This window comes from Paraglaciecola algarum, assembly GCF_021532655.1.
Taxonomy (GTDB): Bacteria; Pseudomonadota; Gammaproteobacteria; order Enterobacterales; family Alteromonadaceae; genus Paraglaciecola; species Paraglaciecola algarum.
The window spans coordinates 688,099-705,708 of sequence record NZ_JAKGAS010000001.1; the positions used below are offsets into that span (position 1 = coordinate 688,099).

15 protein-coding genes are annotated in these 17,610 nt (G+C 39.7%); 14 read left to right on the forward strand and 1 reads right to left on the reverse strand.

Going from position 1 to position 17,610, the window contains the following annotated elements:
• The first annotated feature begins 137 nt into the window (after window positions 1-137).
• From gyrA to pyrF, 9 genes are all read left to right on the forward strand, one after another.
• Window positions 138-2,828, forward strand: a complete 2,691-nt coding sequence (gene gyrA, locus L0668_RS02820; protein WP_235310538.1) for a DNA topoisomerase (ATP-hydrolyzing) subunit A — start codon at window positions 138-140, stop codon at window positions 2,826-2,828.
• Between the two features lie 127 nt (window positions 2,829-2,955).
• Window positions 2,956-4,053: a 3-phosphoserine/phosphohydroxythreonine transaminase gene (gene serC / locus L0668_RS02825; RefSeq protein ID WP_349815622.1), complete on the forward strand. Its 1,098-nt coding sequence runs from the start codon at window positions 2,956-2,958 to the stop codon at window positions 4,051-4,053.
• Window positions 4,053-5,333, forward strand: a complete 1,281-nt coding sequence (aroA, locus tag L0668_RS02830; RefSeq protein ID WP_235310539.1) for a 3-phosphoshikimate 1-carboxyvinyltransferase — start codon at window positions 4,053-4,055, stop codon at window positions 5,331-5,333. Before serC ends, aroA begins: the two co-directional genes overlap by 1 nt.
• 153 nt (window positions 5,334-5,486) lie before the next feature.
• On the forward strand, window positions 5,487-6,173 hold the full coding sequence (gene cmk / locus L0668_RS02835) for a (d)CMP kinase (protein ID WP_235310540.1): 687 nt from the start codon (window positions 5,487-5,489) through the stop codon (window positions 6,171-6,173).
• A 114-nt stretch (window positions 6,174-6,287) separates the two neighbouring features.
• Window positions 6,288-7,958: a 30S ribosomal protein S1 gene (gene rpsA / locus L0668_RS02840; protein ID WP_235310541.1), complete on the forward strand. Its 1,671-nt coding sequence runs from the start codon at window positions 6,288-6,290 to the stop codon at window positions 7,956-7,958.
• 104 nt (window positions 7,959-8,062) lie between these two features.
• The gene (gene ihfB, locus L0668_RS02845) at window positions 8,063-8,353 is read left to right on the forward strand and encodes an integration host factor subunit beta (protein ID WP_235310542.1); all 291 of its coding nucleotides are present in this window, start codon (window positions 8,063-8,065) and stop codon (window positions 8,351-8,353) included.
• Window positions 8,354-8,493: 140 nt separating this feature from the next.
• The gene (locus tag L0668_RS02850; protein ID WP_235310543.1) at window positions 8,494-8,817 is read left to right on the forward strand and encodes a LapA family protein; all 324 of its coding nucleotides are present in this window, start codon (window positions 8,494-8,496) and stop codon (window positions 8,815-8,817) included.
• Window positions 8,817-10,001, forward strand: a complete 1,185-nt coding sequence (gene lapB / locus L0668_RS02855; RefSeq protein WP_235310544.1) for a lipopolysaccharide assembly protein LapB — start codon at window positions 8,817-8,819, stop codon at window positions 9,999-10,001. Before L0668_RS02850 ends, lapB begins: the two co-directional genes overlap by 1 nt.
• Window positions 10,002-10,050: 49 nt before the next feature.
• Window positions 10,051-10,743: an orotidine-5'-phosphate decarboxylase gene (gene pyrF, locus L0668_RS02860; protein WP_235310545.1), complete on the forward strand. Its 693-nt coding sequence runs from the start codon at window positions 10,051-10,053 to the stop codon at window positions 10,741-10,743.
• 61 nt (window positions 10,744-10,804) lie between these two features.
• On the opposite strand, the gene ald is transcribed toward pyrF, so the two are convergent.
• Window positions 10,805-11,938: an alanine dehydrogenase gene (ald, locus tag L0668_RS02865; RefSeq protein ID WP_235310546.1), complete on the reverse strand. Its 1,134-nt coding sequence runs from the start codon at window positions 11,936-11,938 to the stop codon at window positions 10,805-10,807.
• 128 nt (window positions 11,939-12,066) lie between these two features.
• On the opposite strand from ald, the gene lrp reads away from it, so the two are divergent.
• The 5 genes from lrp to crcB all read left to right on the forward strand — a co-directional run bounded on the left by lrp (window position 12,067) and on the right by crcB (window position 17,607).
• Window positions 12,067-12,552: a leucine-responsive transcriptional regulator Lrp gene (lrp, locus tag L0668_RS02870; RefSeq protein WP_268820147.1), complete on the forward strand. Its 486-nt coding sequence runs from the start codon at window positions 12,067-12,069 to the stop codon at window positions 12,550-12,552.
• 133 nt (window positions 12,553-12,685) lie between these two features.
• On the forward strand, window positions 12,686-15,172 hold the full coding sequence (locus tag L0668_RS02875) for a DNA translocase FtsK (RefSeq protein ID WP_235310548.1): 2,487 nt from the start codon (window positions 12,686-12,688) through the stop codon (window positions 15,170-15,172).
• A gap of 29 nt (window positions 15,173-15,201) precedes the next feature.
• A complete protein-coding gene (gene lolA, locus L0668_RS02880; RefSeq protein ID WP_235310549.1) occupies window positions 15,202-15,843 on the forward strand; it encodes an outer membrane lipoprotein periplasmic chaperone LolA in 642 nt (213 codons plus the stop codon).
• A 98-nt stretch (window positions 15,844-15,941) separates the two neighbouring features.
• Window positions 15,942-17,225: a replication-associated recombination protein A gene (locus L0668_RS02885; protein ID WP_235310690.1), complete on the forward strand. Its 1,284-nt coding sequence runs from the start codon at window positions 15,942-15,944 to the stop codon at window positions 17,223-17,225.
• 1 nt (window position 17,226) lies between these two features.
• Window positions 17,227-17,607, forward strand: a complete 381-nt coding sequence (gene crcB / locus L0668_RS02890; protein WP_235310550.1) for a fluoride efflux transporter CrcB — start codon at window positions 17,227-17,229, stop codon at window positions 17,605-17,607.
• Window positions 17,608-17,610 lie beyond the last annotated feature (3 nt).

A 17,610-nucleotide genomic window follows, 5' to 3' on the forward strand; every position in this document is an offset into this window, starting at 1 on the left:
TGGTAGTATTGAGCGGTTGAAAACAACGGTTATATTGGTAAAGCTTAATATTTATTCTAAGTCCTAGCTTAAAATAAACCATGTGAGTTTTAACCAAAAACACACTCTAATAATAACGACTAGGGACAAGGCTGTATATGACTGATCACGCCCAAGAAATTCTTCCAATTAATATTGAAGAAGAACTTAAAAACTCTTATCTCGATTATGCGATGAGTGTTATTGTTGGCAGGGCGCTGCCTGATGTAAGAGATGGCTTAAAACCGGTTCATCGCCGTGTTTTATTCGCCATGAACGAATTAAAAAACGACTTTAATAAACCCTATAAAAAATCTGCTCGTGTAGTAGGTGATGTAATAGGTAAGTATCACCCTCATGGTGACTCTGCTGTCTACGACACTATAGTTCGTATGGCGCAGCCGTTTTCATTACGCTATATGTTAGTGGATGGCCAAGGTAATTTTGGTTCTGTAGATGGTGATTCAGCGGCAGCAATGCGTTATACCGAAATTCGTATGGCAAAAATTTCTCATGAATTGTTGGCTGACTTAGAAAAAGAAACCGTAAACTTTGTACCCAACTATGATGGTACGGAGCATATTCCAGAAGTATTGCCGACTCGTGTACCTAACCTACTGGTTAATGGCTCGTCTGGTATCGCTGTTGGTATGGCCACGAATATCCCGCCACATAATTTAACGGAAGTGGTAAACGGCTGTATCGCGTTAGTAGATAACCCACAATTAACCATTGAAGAGTTAATTGAATATATTCCTGGGCCAGATTTCCCAACTGCTGCATTTATAAGTGGTAGAAAAGGAATCGAAGACGCTTATCGCACTGGTCGTGGCAAAATTTACATGCGAGCTCGTGCTGAGATCGAGACTGAAGATAATGGTAAAGAAACCATTATTGTGCATGAGATACCGTATCAAGTTAACAAAGCTAGGTTAATTGAAAAAATTGCAGAGTTAGTTAAAGACAAAAAAATCGAAGGTATTTCAGCATTGCGTGATGAGTCTGATAAAGACGGTATGCGCATTGTGGTTGAAGTCCGTCGCAATGAGTCAGCGGAAGTAGTACTTAACCACCTATACTCTCAAACACAAATGCAAACTGTGTTTGGTATTAATATGGTGGCCTTGGACAAGACTCAGCCTAAAATATTTAACCTACTAGATATCCTTAAAGCGTTTGTATTACATAGACGTGAAGTCGTTACTAGACGTACGGTTTTCGAACTGAAAAAAGCCCGAGAACGTGCACATATTCTTGAAGGCTTAGCCATTGCTTTGGTTAATATCGATCCAATTATTGCCTTGATTAAAGCGTCTAAAAGCCCTGCAGATGCAAAAGTATCGTTAACTGCCCAAGGCTGGTCTTTAGGTGATGTGGCTGAAATGTTACAGCGTGCTGGTGATGATGCCGCTAGACCTGATTGGTTAGAGCCTCAATATGGCATTCGTGATGGCCTGTATCATTTAACTGAGCAACAAGCCCAAGCTATATTAGACCTACGTTTAAATAAGTTAACTGGCTTAGAGCATGATAAGATTTTATCAGAGTACAAAGAATTACTCGAAGTCATAGCTGAGTTGTTACATATTTTAGGTAGCCCTGAACGATTAATGGAAGTTATTCGTGAAGAATTAGAACAAGTACGTGACGAATATGGCGATGCTCGTCGTACAGAAATCACAGCGGCTTCTCACGATATTGATATTGAAGATCTGATTGAGCAAGAAGATGTTGTGGTAACACTTTCTCATGAAGGTTATGTTAAATATCAAAAACTAAATGATTATGAGTCTCAACGTCGTGGTGGTCGCGGTAAATCAGCCACTAAGATGAAAGATGAAGACTTTATTGAAAAATTATTAGTGGCTAATACCCATGACCATATCCTGTGTTTCTCAACCCGTGGCCGTTTATATTGGTTAAAAGTATATCAATTACCACTAGCTAGTCGAAACGCACGTGGTCGTCCAATTGTTAATATTCTTCCTCTTGAACAAGATGAACGTATCACTGCTATTTTACCGATTCAGGAATTTGAAGAAGGTAAATATGTATTGATGGCGACGGCTAACGGTACAGTTAAGAAAACTGCGTTAACCTCATACTCTCGCCCAAGAGCTAACGGCATCATAGCGGTTAACCTAAACGAAGGTGACGAGTTAATCGGGGTCGATATCACCCATGGCGAAGACGATATTATGTTGTTCTCTGATGCCGGTAAGGTGGTTCGTTTTAATGAAAAACAACGTGATTCAGAAACAGGTAATGTGAAACTTGACCCTGAAACGGGTGAAGAGTTATTAGCCTTGCGTCCTATGGGTAGAACCGCCACAGGTGTGCGTGGAATTCGTCTACAAGAGGGGCAGAAAGTGGTGTCACTTATTGTCCCTCAAGGTGATGGTGCTATCTTAACTGCTACTGAAAATGGTTTTGGTAAACGTACTCCGGTAGCTGACTACCCAGCTAAGAGTCGTGCCACACAGGGTGTTGTTTCTATTAAAGTATCTGAACGCAACGGTAAAGTAGTGGGTGCGGTACAGGTTAATGATAGCGACGAAATCATGTTGATCAGTGATCAAGGCACATTGGTTCGTACCAGAGTAGATGAAGTATCTACCGTAGGTCGTAATACACAAGGTGTTAGATTGATCCGTACGATTGAAGGTGAACATGTAGTTGGCCTGCAACGTATCGATGAAATTGAAGAGCTTGTAACGATTGAAAGTGACGTAGTCGACGCTGAAGAAGTAGAAGGTTCAGCAGCAGATGTTACTCAACCAGATGCACCTGAAGCTAACGAAGACGAATAAGAGAGTCATATTTTTTCTATTGAAAAGTGTGGTAACTAGGTAAATTCTAGTTCTTAATACTCTTATGTTTTATAAACGAGTGGCTTTGCCGCTCGTTTTTTTTGTAAAATTTTTGGGCGAGAAAAAAGTGAATAAAGAAAAGTCAGAGATATTTAATTTTTGTGCTGGTCCAGCCATGTTGCCAGTAGAAGTTATGCAACAAGCCCAAGCTGAATTTATCGATTGGCAAGGTACGGGACGCTCTGTTATGGAGTTGAGTCATCGTAGTGCTGAATATATCGCTTTGGCTAGCGAAGCCGAGCAGGATCTTAGAGACTTATTGTCTGTTCCCGATAACTATAAAGTTTTGTTTGTACAAGGTGGCGGAAGAGGCCAGTTTTCATCTGTTCCTATGAACTTAAAAGGTTTGAGTGATAAAGCTGCGTTTTTGCAAACGGGTTCTTGGTCAAAAGGGGCCCAACAAGAAGCCAGTAAGTTTTTAGATGTGAATGTTTTGGCTGAAACACAAAATATTGATGGGATACTGACAGTACCCAAAATCACACCTGATATGGTCGATCAAAAAAGCGCGTATTTTCATTATTGCAGTAATGAGACTGTTGATGGTATTGAAGTTAATGATATTCCAGATTGCGGTGACATTCCTTTAGTGGCTGATATGTCATCAAATATTTTATCAAAACCTATAGATGTAGCTAAGTTCGGTATAATTTATGCCGGGGCGCAAAAAAATATTGGGCCATCTGGGTTGGCTGTAGTAATAGTGCGAGATGACTTGTTAGAGTTTGCCATGCCAGAAACACCCACGTTTTTGCATTATAAAACCATTGATAAATTTGATTCTATGTATAACACCCCACCTACCTATTCTTGGTATTTGGCCGGTCTAGTATTTAAGTGGCTAAAGCAACAGGGCGGCTTAGAGGCTATAGCTGAAAAGAACGCTCAAAAAGCTGCCTTGTTATATAAGTGTATTGATGAATGTGACTTATATACCAATAATGTGCATGGGGACTTTCGTTCTAAAATGAATGTGACTTTTCATTTGAAATCCAAAGAGTTAGAACCGTTGTTTTTACAAGAAGCCGAACAAAACGGTTTGAAGGCCCTTAAAGGTCATAGAATAGTCGGTGGTATGCGAGCCAGTATTTATAATGCGATGCCAATAGAAGGGGTGATTGCGTTAACAGAGTTTATGCGAGATTTCGCTAGGAGAAATGGTTAATGAAACAATTATTACTTTCACCCATTAAGAAAGTGCAAGGTACTGTTAACGTGCCAGGATCAAAAAGTTTATCAAATAGGGCACTTTTGTTGGCAGCTTTAGCTTCAGGTGAAACCCATTTAACAAACTTACTAGACAGTGAAGATATCGAACACATGTTAAACGCATTAACCAAGTTAGGTGTGCAATACCGTTTATCTGAGTGTAAAACCCAGTGTTGGGTATCCGGTAATGCGGGGGCTTTCAAGGTTCCTGAACCTGTGAGTTTGTTCCTAGGTAACGCGGGAACTGCAATGCGACCTTTATGTGCGGCTTTAGCTGCAAGCCAAGGAACATTTGAGTTAACCGGCGAGCCTAGAATGGAAGAGCGTCCAATAGGTGCCTTAGTGGACTCATTACGCCAAGCTGGCGCACTGATTGAGTATTTAAAAAATGAAGATTACCCACCACTGTCGATCCAAGGTAATAGTCTTAAAGGTGGTGATGTTACCGTTGATGGTAGTGTATCTAGTCAGTTTTTAACGGCTTTATTAATGAGTGCTCCTTTATTTGAAAATGATACAAACATTACTATTAGTGGTGAACTAGTATCAAAACCCTACATAGACATCACTCTAGATACTATGGCGAAGTTTGGCATTGTCATTGAAAATCAAAATTACCAACAGTTTGTGGTTAAAGGTAATCAACAATATCAAAGTCCTGGTCACTTTATGGTTGAAGGTGATGCATCGTCAGCATCATATTTCTTAGCCGCAGGTGCTATTAAAGGTGGCACTGTGCGTGTTACCGGCATTGGAAAAAACAGCATTCAAGGTGATATTAAGTTTGCTGAAGTACTTGAAAAAATGGGGGCTAAAGTTGACTGGCAAGATGAATATATTGAGGTAACAGGCGCACCACTAAAAGCGGTTGATTTAGACATGAATCATATTCCAGACGCAGCTATGACAATTGCAACTACTGCTTTATTTGCACAGGGCACTACTACTATTCGCAACATCTATAACTGGCGTGTTAAAGAAACCGATCGACTAGCAGCTATGAGTGCCGAGCTTAGAAAGGTGGGGGCGACAGTTGAAGAAGGCGAAGACTTTATTAGTGTTACACCCACTTCTGAGCTTAAACATGCGGCAATTGATACTTATAATGATCACAGGGTTGCTATGTGTTTTTCTCTCGTTGCATTAAGTGATACCCCAGTGACTATTAACGATCCAGATTGTACAGCAAAAACCTTTCCAGACTACTTCGAAAGATTTTCGACAATTTGCCAATAAATACGCTGATACTAATTAAAGGGGCTTTGCCCCTTTCATAATCTAAGTACCCATAATTACCCGATTCGTTAACAAAATGTAATATAAGTGTCATTGCTTATCTGTTGTCAATGAGTATAATTGCGCGCGATTTTTACTTGCTCAGGAGAGCGCATGTACACAGAACCTGTCATAACCATAGACGGACCAAGCGGAGCGGGAAAGGGAACAGCTAGTACATTGTTAGCTAAGAAGCTTGGATGGCACTTTTTAGATAGTGGCAGTATTTACCGTGTTTTAGCCATTGCATCAACGCATCACCAAATTCCAGCAGAAGATGAAGCGGGATTATTACCTTTAGCCTCAGGTCTAGATGTGAGTTTCGAAACAACAGATAAAGGTGTACGGATCATGCTTGAAGGTGAAGATGTCAGTGACATCATTCGCACCGAAGAAGTGGGATCTGTGGCCTCGAAAATTGCTTCATTACCTAGAGTGCGAGAAGCTTTGTTACGACGACAAAGAGCTTTTAAACAAAGCCCAGGGTTAGTGGCTGATGGTAGAGATATGGGAACCGTCGTTTTCCCAGAGGCACAAGCTAAGATCTTTCTTACCGCCAGCGCTGAAGAAAGAGCGGATAGACGTTATAAGCAGTTGATAAACAAGGGCCATGATGTTAGTATGCCGCGCCTTTTGGCGGACATAAAGGCTCGTGATGAGCGAGATGCAAATCGTAAAGTTGCACCTTTAGTACCGGCAAAAGATGCTTTTGTATTAGATTCAACCTCGTTGAATGTAGAGCAAGTTGTTGAAAAGATTGAGTTATTTGTTAATGAGAAACTAACTCAAGTTTCGAACTAACAAAATATATATACATTTTAAATCCGCCAAGTTATGGATGATTTGGTTATGAATAACAACCCCGCGCAGACTGGAATGTAACGCGGATGTCAAAAAGAAACTTATTAAAACACTATGATTGAAAATTTTGCTGATCTATTTGAAGAAAGTTTAAAAGAACTTGAAACCCGTCCTGGCTCTATCGTTAAAGGTACTATCGTTTCTATCGATAAAGACATCGTACTTGTAGATGCTGGACTTAAATCTGAAAGTGCTATCCCAGTAGAACAATTTAGAGGTGCTGATGGTCAACTAGAAGTTGCTGTTGGTGATCAAATTGATGTTGCTTTGGATGCAGTTGAAGATGGCTTCGGTGAAACCATTTTATCTCGCGAAAAAGCGAAACGCCATGAAGCTTGGGTTGAATTAGAAAAAGCTTATACTGAAAAAGAAACCATCATTGGTGTAATTAACGGTAAAGTGAAAGGCGGATTTACAGTAGAAGTTAATACTGTACGTGCTTTCTTACCTGGTTCATTGGTTGATGTACGTCCAGTACGTGATACAGCTCACCTTGAAGGTAAAGAATTAGAATTTAAAGTTATCAAACTTGATGCTAAACGTAACAACGTTGTGGTTTCTCGTCGTGCGGTTATCGAAGCAGAAAGCAGTGCAGAACGTGATACATTACTTGCTAACCTTGAAGAAGGTCATGAAGTTAAAGGTATCGTTAAGAACCTTACTGATTACGGTGCGTTTGTTGACTTAGGTGGCGTAGATGGTCTTCTACACATCACAGATATGGCTTGGAAACGTGTTAAGCACCCAAGTGAAATCGTTAATGTTGGTGACGAAATCAACGTTAAAGTATTGAAATTTGATAAAGAGAAATCTCGAGTTTCTCTTGGTATGAAGCAAATGGGCAACGATCCATGGCAAGAAATTGCTAACCGTTACCCTGAAGGCGCTAAATTAAGTGGTGCTGTAACTAACCTAACTGACTACGGTTGTTTCGTAGAAATCGAAGACGGTGTTGAAGGTTTAGTTCACGTTTCAGAAATGGATTGGACTAATAAAAACATTCACCCATCTAAGGTTGTTAACCTAGGTGACGTTTGTGAAGTTATGGTTCTTGAAATTGACGAAGAACGTCGTCGTATTTCACTTGGTCTTAAGCAATGTATTCCTAATCCTTGGGAAGAGTTTGCTAAAGCACAAAGTAAAGGCGATAAAGTGTCTGGTAAGATCAAGTCAATCACTGACTTTGGTATCTTCATCGGTCTTGATGGCGGCATAGATGGTCTAGTTCACTTGTCTGATATTTCTTGGAACAAGACTGGCGAAGACGCTGTTCGTGACTACAAGAAAGGTGACGAAATCTCAGCTGTTGTTCTTCAAGTTGACCCTGAACGTGAGCGTATTTCACTAGGCGTTAAACAAATTGAAGAAGACCCTTTCAATCAGTACATCGCTGATACTAAGAAAGGTACAATTGTAGTAGGTACTATTACTGCAGTTGACGCTAAAGGTGTAACTGTTAAGTTAGCTGAAGAAGTTGAAGGTTATATCCGTGTTGGAGATTTAGCTCGCGAACGTATTGAAGACGCAACTGAAGTAGCAAGTGTTGATACTGAAATCGAAGCTAAGTTCATGGGCGTTGATCGTAAGAACCGCGTAGTGAACTTGTCTGTTAAGGCTAAAGATCAAGCAGACGAGAAAGAAGCGTTAGACAAAGTAAATCAACAAGAAGAAGTTGGTTTCAGTAACGCCTTTGCTGATGCATTCAATAAAGCGAAAAACGACTAATTAACTAGTCATATTGCGCTAATTATTTTGTAGATAACTTTGACAAAATTATTAGCGCGTTTATTATCGGTAGTATTAGCTTTTTATTAATGGAGAGTTTGTGAATGACAAAGTCAGAACTTATTGAAAGACTAGCCGATAAAGCACGTCAAGTTCCAGCTAAGGATGTGGAGTTAGCAATTAAGGAAATGTTAGAGCAAATGGCGCAAACCTTACAAAAGGGTGAGCGAATCGAAATCCGCGGATTTGGTAGTTTCTCTTTACATTATCGTGCACCACGAGTTGGACGTAACCCTAAAACAGGTGAAACAGTGAAATTGGAAGGTAAACATGTTCCTCACTTTAAACCTGGCAAAGAGTTACGGGAACGAGTAAACGAAAGTTTAGCTAGTTGATTTGTATATTTTTTTTGAAAACGGCACTCCAATTGGAGTGCCGTTTTTGTTAGAGTTAGATAAAGTTTTTGAATTGCTTGCTTGTTGGTTGAAATATACTCAAGTAATGCAAAATATCATCAGTGTTTAGGAAATCATAAATGAAACTAAAAGGCCTACTATTACTCATCTTTGTGTTAATGGTTTTAGTGATTGCCGGCTTTGTGGGATCGCAAAATAGTCACCTTGTTTCAGTTAACTATTTGATTAATGATTTTACTACTCAAATCAAGATGTCTTATATCCTAGCTGTGAGTTTTAGTTTAGGTTTTCTGGTTTGCTTTATTTTAATCTTAGCTTATCTACTTAAACTTAAATGGCGAATTAGTAGTTTAGAAAGAAAGAACAAGAAACTTTCTCAAGCTTCCCATTCTCAAAAAACGCTTTCTAGTGCTTCTAACCCTCAAAAAACTTTGACTAAATAATGTTAGAAACTCTTTTCTTATTATTACCGGTAGCAGCTTGGTACGGTTGGGTTATGGGCCGCAATAGTGTGCGTCAAGCTCAGCGAAAACAATCTAGTATTTTAGCTAAACATTATTATCGTGGTTTAAATTTTTTATTGTCTGACGAACCTGATAAGGCCGTAGATACCCTAATTAAGATGATTGACTTAGACAGCGATACTGTTGAAACCCATATCGCTATGGGAAAGTTTTTCCGTCACCGTGGTGAGTTAGACAGAGCGATTCGAGTACACCAAAACTTAGTCAGCAAAGATGAAATTTCTGCAAGTTTAAGAGAGACGGCATTATTTGAATTAGGTAGAGATTATATTTTGGCTGGTTTTTTAGAGCGTGCTGAAAATGCATTTCTGCAACTAATGAATAGTCAAAAGTATTTTTTAAAAGCGCAGATCCAACTGTTTAATATTTACCAATCTACCAAAGATTGGCTTAAAGCTATTGAGTTAGCTGAACAAATGATTGGCGCCGGAGGAGATAGTGACGAGTTATGTTCCAGAGTGGCTCATTTTTATTGTGAACAAGCCGATATAGAACAAAATCAGAGTAAACTTGTTTTGGCACAAAGTAACCTGCAAAAGGCTATAATAGCTGACGATAAAGCAGTTCGACCTTGGTTAATGTTAGGGCAAATGGCCATGGAACAAGGTAAATACAATGACGCTATCGATCACCTAGAGCAAGTGCCGGTTCGTGATGTAAATTGGCTGAGTGAGGCGATCCCCCTTATATCTGAATGTTCAGATAAACTTTCTGATGATTCTAAGTTAACGCATATATTAGATAAATATTGGCAACTCTGTGCCACTGCATATTTAGCTAAAGTAAAACAGTTAGCGAAAAGTGGAGAAAATGCTAAAGCCGCTGAAGTGTTATTAGAACAGTTAAAAAAACATCCCACCATGAAAGGTTTTAAAACCCTGATGGGGTTATATATTTCATTACAACAAAATGACTTACAAGATCAAAAACAATCGACTAATAGTTTAATCCTGCTTAAAGAATTAGTCGAAGAACAAATTAAACAAAGACCCAAATATAGGTGTCATAGTTGTGGATTTTCTGGCAGTAAGATCCACTGGTTATGTCCATCTTGTAAAAAGTGGGGCGTGGTTAAACCCATTAAAGGGTTAGATGGTGAGTAGCTTAAATATTCCGAGCAAACTAGATAAAAGTAAGGTTACTAATATAAATATGGATCCAAAAGTGCTAGTGGCATTAGATTTTGCACAGCAAGATAAAGCCAATCAATTCATCCAAAGGTTAGACCCTTCCTTGTGTAGATTAAAGGTGGGTAAGGAAATGTTTACCCACTTTGGCCCTAGTTTTGTTAAGGGACTCATTGATAAAAACTTTGATGTATTTTTAGACCTAAAATTTCACGATATCCCAAACACTGTGGCTAAAGCTTGCCTAGCGGCAGCAGACTTAGGAGTGTGGATGGTAAATGTGCATGCATCTGGTGGCCCTAAAATGATGGAGCAAGCTCAACTTGCTCTTCAAAGTAATGGCACGAATAAACCATTACTGATAGCGGTAACTGTATTAACTAGTATGGATCAACAACAACTTTCGGCCATAGGCATAAACTCGACCCCTGAAGAACATGTATTAAGATTAGCTAAACTTACTCATGCATCAGGATTAGATGGGGTAGTTTGTTCAGCGCAAGAAGCAAGTTTACTAAAATCTAAAGTAGCCGCAGATTTTACCTTAGTCACTCCTGGTATTCGACCAGAAGGTTCGGACAAAGGTGACCAAATGCGTATTATGACGCCCAAACAAGCTATCGATGCAGGTTCAGATTATTTGGTAATTGGCCGTCCCATTACCCAATCTAGTAACCCTATTCAAACGTTAATTGATATTAACCAGTCTATACTTTAGTGTAGAGTTAGCTTATAAAATTTGTAAATGGGCCTTAATGGCCCATTTGGTGTGGTATTTTTTAAAACTGTTCTAATGCTTGTTTCGCATCTAAATAGTCTAATGGTAATTTATCTCCTAGCGCATCAACTACCGCTTTATACGTGACTTTTCCTTGATGCACGTTTAAGCCATTTAAAAGGTGTTGATCTTCTAAAAGTGCAGCCTTTATTCCCTTGTTAGCTAAGGCCAAAGCATAAGGTAATGTGGCATTGGTTAGCGCTATAGTAGAGGTACGTGCTACACCTCCAGGCATGTTCGCTACACAATAATGCACAACGTCGTCGATAACATAAACTGGATCTTGATGAGTGGTGGCTCTTGATGTTTCAAAACATCCTCCTTGATCTATCGCTACGTCAACAACTACAGCACCTTGTTTCATGTTTTTAACGTGTGCACGGGTTAATAACTTAGGCGCTGCAGCCCCGGGAATAAGCACTGCACCAATCACTAAATCTGCAGTAGATGAGTATTTATCAATTGCGTCAGCTGTTGAATAAACTGTTTTTAAACGACCAAAAAATAGATCATCAAGCTCCCTAAGCCTTGGTAATGATCTATCTAAAATTGTTACCTCTGCACCCATACCTAAAGCCATTTTTGCAGCATTGGTTCCAACAAAACCGCCACCAATAATCAAAACTTTACCTGGCGCCACGCCCGGCACCCCAGATAATAAAGTACCGTTCCCACCTTGGGCTTTTTCTAGATAATGAGCACCAGCCTGAACAGCCATTCGTCCTGCCACTTCACTCATTGGTGCCAACAGGGGTAGGGTGTTTTGTTTATCTGTAACCGTTTCATAGGCAATACAGGTACTACCCGATTTGACCAGTAAATCAGTTTGGGTTAGATCGGGGGCTAGATGGAGGTAAGTAAACAGTGTTTGCCCTGCTCGTAACATTTTACATTCATTCACTTGAGGCTCTTTTACCTTGATGACCAAATCGGCCTTGGCAAAAATTGTTTGTGCATCATCAATTATTTCAGCACCTGCTAAAGTGTAATCTTTGTCACTGAAACCAACGCCATCCCCCGCACTTTTTTCTATCCACACTGCATGATTATGCGCTACAAATTCTTTGACAGCTGCAGGTGTTAAACCAACACGATATTCATGATTTTTAATTTCTTTAGGTACGCCTATTAACATTGAGTGTTCTCTTACAAATGAATAATCTATTTGCGGCATTATATATAAGGATTTCCGAAAATAACTTGGGAAAAATTAAATTGTACAATATATAATTCTGATAAATGGTCATTGCTTGGAATATAATATTGCTAATAAATACCCCCAAACACATTGATAGAATTGATAGAAATATATTAATTGAGCTTCAAAAAAATAGTAAGATCACCAACGCAGACTTAGCTGCTAGAGTAGGGCTAAGTGCAAGTCCATGTTTAGAAAGAGTAAAAAGGCTTGAGACACAAGGTTACATCACTGGATATCACGCTAAAGTTGATCCCGCTAAATTGGGTGCGGCCATGTTGGTGTTTGTTGAGATCACATTAAGTAAAACATCAGTCGATATCTTCGAAGAGTTTTCTGCCGCAGTAAAAAACCATGACGATATTCAAGAGTGCCATTTGATATCTGGAAATTTTGATTACTTATTAAAGGCTAGGGTGGCTGATATGTCGCGTTATCGTAAATTGTTAGGCGATACATTATTACGTTTACCCGGCGTGAGCGAATCTAGGACTTATGTAGTAATGGAAGAAGTCAAAGAGTCCACCCAAGTTAAAATAAGTTTAAAGTGATTTTTACAAAATTTGCTCAATATACGAGCGTTAGGCCTTTGATAACTAGGAATTTTTGGTCTTGGCTGGTATCTTAGGTAGGATATAAATTGATGGACTTTTTAAGTCTAAAATACAGAATGAAATTATTACTATGGCACGACTAACAGGCATTCAAAGAATAATGGAAGTAGGCATGATGCTAAGCAGTCTGTTTGCATTATTTTTATTACTTGCCTTAACTTCTTTCCATCAGGCTGATCCAGGTTGGAGTCAGGCTGGATTGCAAACTGACGTAAATAACTGGGTGGGTCCGATAGGGGCTTGGTTAGCAGATATTCTATTTTTTACCTTTGGCAGTTTTGCTTATGCTCTGCCGTTCGCTTGTGCTTTTGTAGGTTGGTTTTTATTCCAACAAACTAAGAATTTACTCGAGATCGATTATTTAAATATTGGTTTAAGAATAATTGGTGTAATTTTATTGGTACTTGGTACCACTGGATTATTGAGTATGAATGCCAATGACATATTTGATTATGGTTCGGGTGGCGTGATTGGCGACATATTGAGCTCGTCTTTAGTTCCATATTTTAGTTTAGTTGGCACCACTCTAGCGTTATTAAGTTTCTTTTGTGCTGGCGTGACCCTGTTAAGTGGCATCTCTTGGTTAACCATAATTGATAAATTAGGTGAATTGGTCATTTTCTTGGGCACCTTTGTTTATCACACACCGGCTAAGCTAAAGAGTGTCTCCATTCCGTTATTAGAGAAGAAAGAAAATGACTCATCACCTGTCCCAAACTCTGGGTCAGTAAAATTTTCATCAGAAGCTACTTCTTCAGATCTTGGCTCTTCACAAACAGCTTCTGCTGAACCTTACTGGAGCGCAACTCATGGAAATGACTCTCATCTAGTTGATGACGCCACCTTTAATATTGAACCGAGTATTCCACAGGAAATATTTGACGAGTCTGAACCGAAAACAACTAAGAAGAGTCCTATTTCTGTTAGTGAATTAAAGAAGAAAATTACCAAATCTCGCAGTAAAGAGAAAAGTGAAGCTAAGTTTGAACCTGCAGCTGGCTCTGGTGGTATTGTCACTGCGCGTCCTGTTGATGTGCCTAGTTCAGAAGAAGATGAGACTCAAGGACCAATGCCGTCTTTTGAGTTGTTAGAGCGCCCAGACAAAATTAAAAATCCGATTACGCCTGAAGAGCTAGAAATAGTGTCGCGATTACTCGAAGCTAAATTAGCTGATTTTAATATCGAAGCTCGAGTGGTTGGCGTATATCCAGGTCCGGTGATCACCCGCTTTGAAATGGATCTAGCCCCAGGCGTTAAAGTAAGCAAAATTACTACTTTATCTAAAGATTTAGCCCGTTCTATGTCAGCTATATCGGTTAGGGTAGTGGAGGTTATTCCAGGCAAATCTGTGATTGGTTTGGAATTACCGAATAAAAAACGCGACATGGTTAGGTTAAGTGAAGTGATAGTGGATGATGTGTTCCAATCATCAGAGTCACCGTTAACTATGGTGTTAGGGGCTGATATCTCGGGTAATCCTGTATTTGTAGACTTAGCTAAAATGCCACACTTGTTAGTTGCGGGTACCACGGGCTCGGGTAAATCTGTTGGGGTCAACGTGATGATCCTAAGTTTGTTATATAAATCTACGCCAGAAGATGTGCGTATGATCATGATCGACCCTAAAATGTTGGAGCTTTCTGTGTATGAAGGGATCCCCCATTTATTAGCTGAAGTGGTAACCGACATGAAAGAAGCGGCGAATGCACTTCGTTGGTGTGTTGGCGAAATGGAGCGTCGATACAAGTTAATGTCTGCTTTAGGCGTGCGTAACCTCAAAGGTTTTAATACAAAAGTATTGAAAGCAATTGAAGACGGTGAACCCATCCGAGATCCTTTGTGGAAATCTGAAGAAAGTATGGAAACTGAGGCACCATTTTTAGAGAAGTTACCCGCCATTGTTGTAGTTGTTGACGAATTTGCCGACATGATGATGATAGTGGGCAAAAAAGTAGAAGAGCTAATTGCCCGAATTGCACAAAAAGCCCGAGCGGCGGGTATTCATTTAGTGTTAGCTACGCAAAGACCATCTGTTGATGTTATTACTGGCTTAATTAAGGCCAATATTCCTACTCGAATTGCGTTCCAGGTATCTTCAAAAATTGATTCTAGAACCATACTCGACCAACAAGGTGCCGAAGCCTTGTTAGGGGCAGGGGACATGCTTTATTTACCACCTGGTACAGGAGTGCCAACTCGAGTGCATGGTGCCTTTGTTGATGATCATGAAGTACATGCTGTGGTTGCTGATTGGAAAAAACGTGGTGCGCCCCAATACATAGATGAAATTCTTAATGGTGATGCAAGTGCTGAGATTTTGCTGCCAGGTGAACAACCAGAAGGCGAAGATCAAGAGTTCGACGTATTTTATGACGAAGCTGTTGCCTTTGTGACCGAAACTCGACGTGCGTCTGTATCAAGTGTACAGCGAAAATTTAGAATTGGTTACAACCGAGCTGCTAGGTTAGTAGAACAAATGGAGCAAAGTGGTGTCGTAAGCTCACAAGGGCATAATGGTAATCGAGAAGTGTTAGCATCCCCAGCGCCCAGAGACTAGTTAAGCAAATAAATAGGTTTTAAATTTAGATGATAAAAATTGCAGCCATTAGGTTTAGTTTCATTTTATGTTTTAGCACTCTGCTAAATGGATTTTGTTATGCTCAAAATGCTGATGTTCAGCAGTTATTGCAAGAAAAGTTGGTTAACTTTAAAAGTTTCCAAGCTCAATTTACACAAATTGTGGTGGATATAGACAAGACTGTATTACAGCAAGCAAATGGAATGTTATATCTACAACAGCCAAATAAACTACGTTGGGAATTATTTCCGCCTAATGAGAACACCTTAATTGCTGATGGCGATACGTTATGGAATCTTGATCCATTTTTAGAGCAAGCAGTGGCATATAGCCAAAAGGCACAAATAGAAAATAACCCTTTGATATTGTTGACCGACCCCAAAAGTAGTGATTGGAAAAATTACCAAGTTACTGTTGAAAATAAAAAGTTTGTCATCACGCCTGTAGGCTCAGCGAACCTTGGAATTGTGCAGTTAGTGCTGATGTTTGATAATAATGAGCAGCTTGTTTCCCTTGAAACAAAAGACTCACAAGGGCAAGTAAGTAGTCTGGTATTCACAAAAATTAAGCAAAATGTTACTTTGGCTGGATCTCATTTTAGTTTTAGTTTACCCACAGGTTGGGAATTAGACGACCAACGAGCACCATGAGCCAAAAACAGACCGCGGAATTTGATTTTGCTAACGAACAACATAGTGGTGAACAACTAGATATAAGTTCCCATCAATTTGCTCCGCTAGCTTCACGTATGCGGCCTACTCACGTAGAGAACTACTGCGGACAGCAACACATAATCGGCGAAGGTAAACCTTTACGAGCAGCTTTACTGAAAGGCCAATGCCATTCAATGATCCTTTGGGGGCCGCCTGGTACAGGTAAAACTACACTTGCAGAGCTAGTGGCTAACCATTGTGATGCCCATATTGAACGTTTATCCGCGGTAAGTAGTGGCGTCAAAGACATTCGCCAAGCTATCGAGAATGCCAAGCTATACGCTCAACAAAATACTCGAACTATCTTATTTGTGGATGAAGTACATAGATTTAATAAAAGTCAACAAGATGCATTTTTACCATACATAGAAGATGGTACGGTTACTTTTATTGGCGCCACCACTGAAAATCCATCTTTTGAGTTGAACAATGCGTTATTGTCACGCGCTAGAGTGTATGTGTTGAAAGGGCTCAGCCATGAGGATCTTAATCAAGTATTATCCCAAGCCTTAGATGATAATATTCGCGGGTTAGGGGAGTTAAACCTAGTTCTAGAAGAGCAAGCAAGGTCAATTTTGATTGATTTAGCCAGTGGCGATGCGCGTAAACTATTAAATTACCTAGAGTTAAGTGCTGATTTTCTACCTACAGGTACGGATCACAAAGTACTCACCTTAGAAATGGTTAAACAGGCTGTTGGCGAAAAGGTTGCCCAGTATGATAAAAATGGTGATCAGTTTTATGACTTGATAAGTGCGTTTCATAAATCGGTACGCGGTTCAGCCCCCGATGCCGCTTTGTATTGGTATACCCGAATGTTAGTGGCCGGCTGTGATCCTTTATATGTTGCTAGGCGCTTGTTAGCTATAGCTACGGAAGATATTGGTAATGCCGATCCTAGGGCAATGCAAATATGTTTAAACGCCTGGGATATTTTCCATAGAGTAGGCACTTCCGAAGGCGAGCGCGCTATCGCTCAAGCGACTATTTATTGTGCCAGTGCAGCAAAAAGTAATTCGGTTTATGTGGCATTTAAAGCTGCTGTTCAACATGCAAAAGATACCTCAGATTTGTCTGTTCCTGAGCATTTAAGAAATGCGCCCACTAGTTTGATGAAAGATTTAGGTTACGGAGCTGAATATCGGTACGCTCATAATGAAGAATATGCATATGCAGCCGGCGAATGTTACTTTCCACAAGAGATAAGGGATACTGAATATTATCAGCCTAGTAATCGTGGGCTAGAAAAAAAGCTACAAGAAAAATTGTCGTTTCTAAAATCGTTAGATTTACAAAGTCAGGATAAAAGGTACAAATAGTATGCAAACAATGACAATTTATATTCTTATTGCATTTGGAGGGGCAACCGGTGCTTGCTTAAGATATTTTCTATCACAACTTATGCTTCAATGGTTTGGTAAAGGCTTTCCTTTTGGTACACTCTTTGTCAATTTTATAGGTTCATTTTTATTAGGCTTTTTATACTCTTTATTAGAGCATGGTCAACTAGAAGCGGCCTTGTGGCGAACAACTGTTGGCGTTGGTTTTTTAGGGGCGTTAACCACATTTTCCACATTTTCAGTCGATACAATAATGCTCTTTCAACAAGGTTTCTGGTTAAAAGCAGGATTAAATATAATATTAAATGTAACCTGCTGTTTATTCGCAGCATGGTTAGCCACACAAATAGTTAAAGGTTAAATA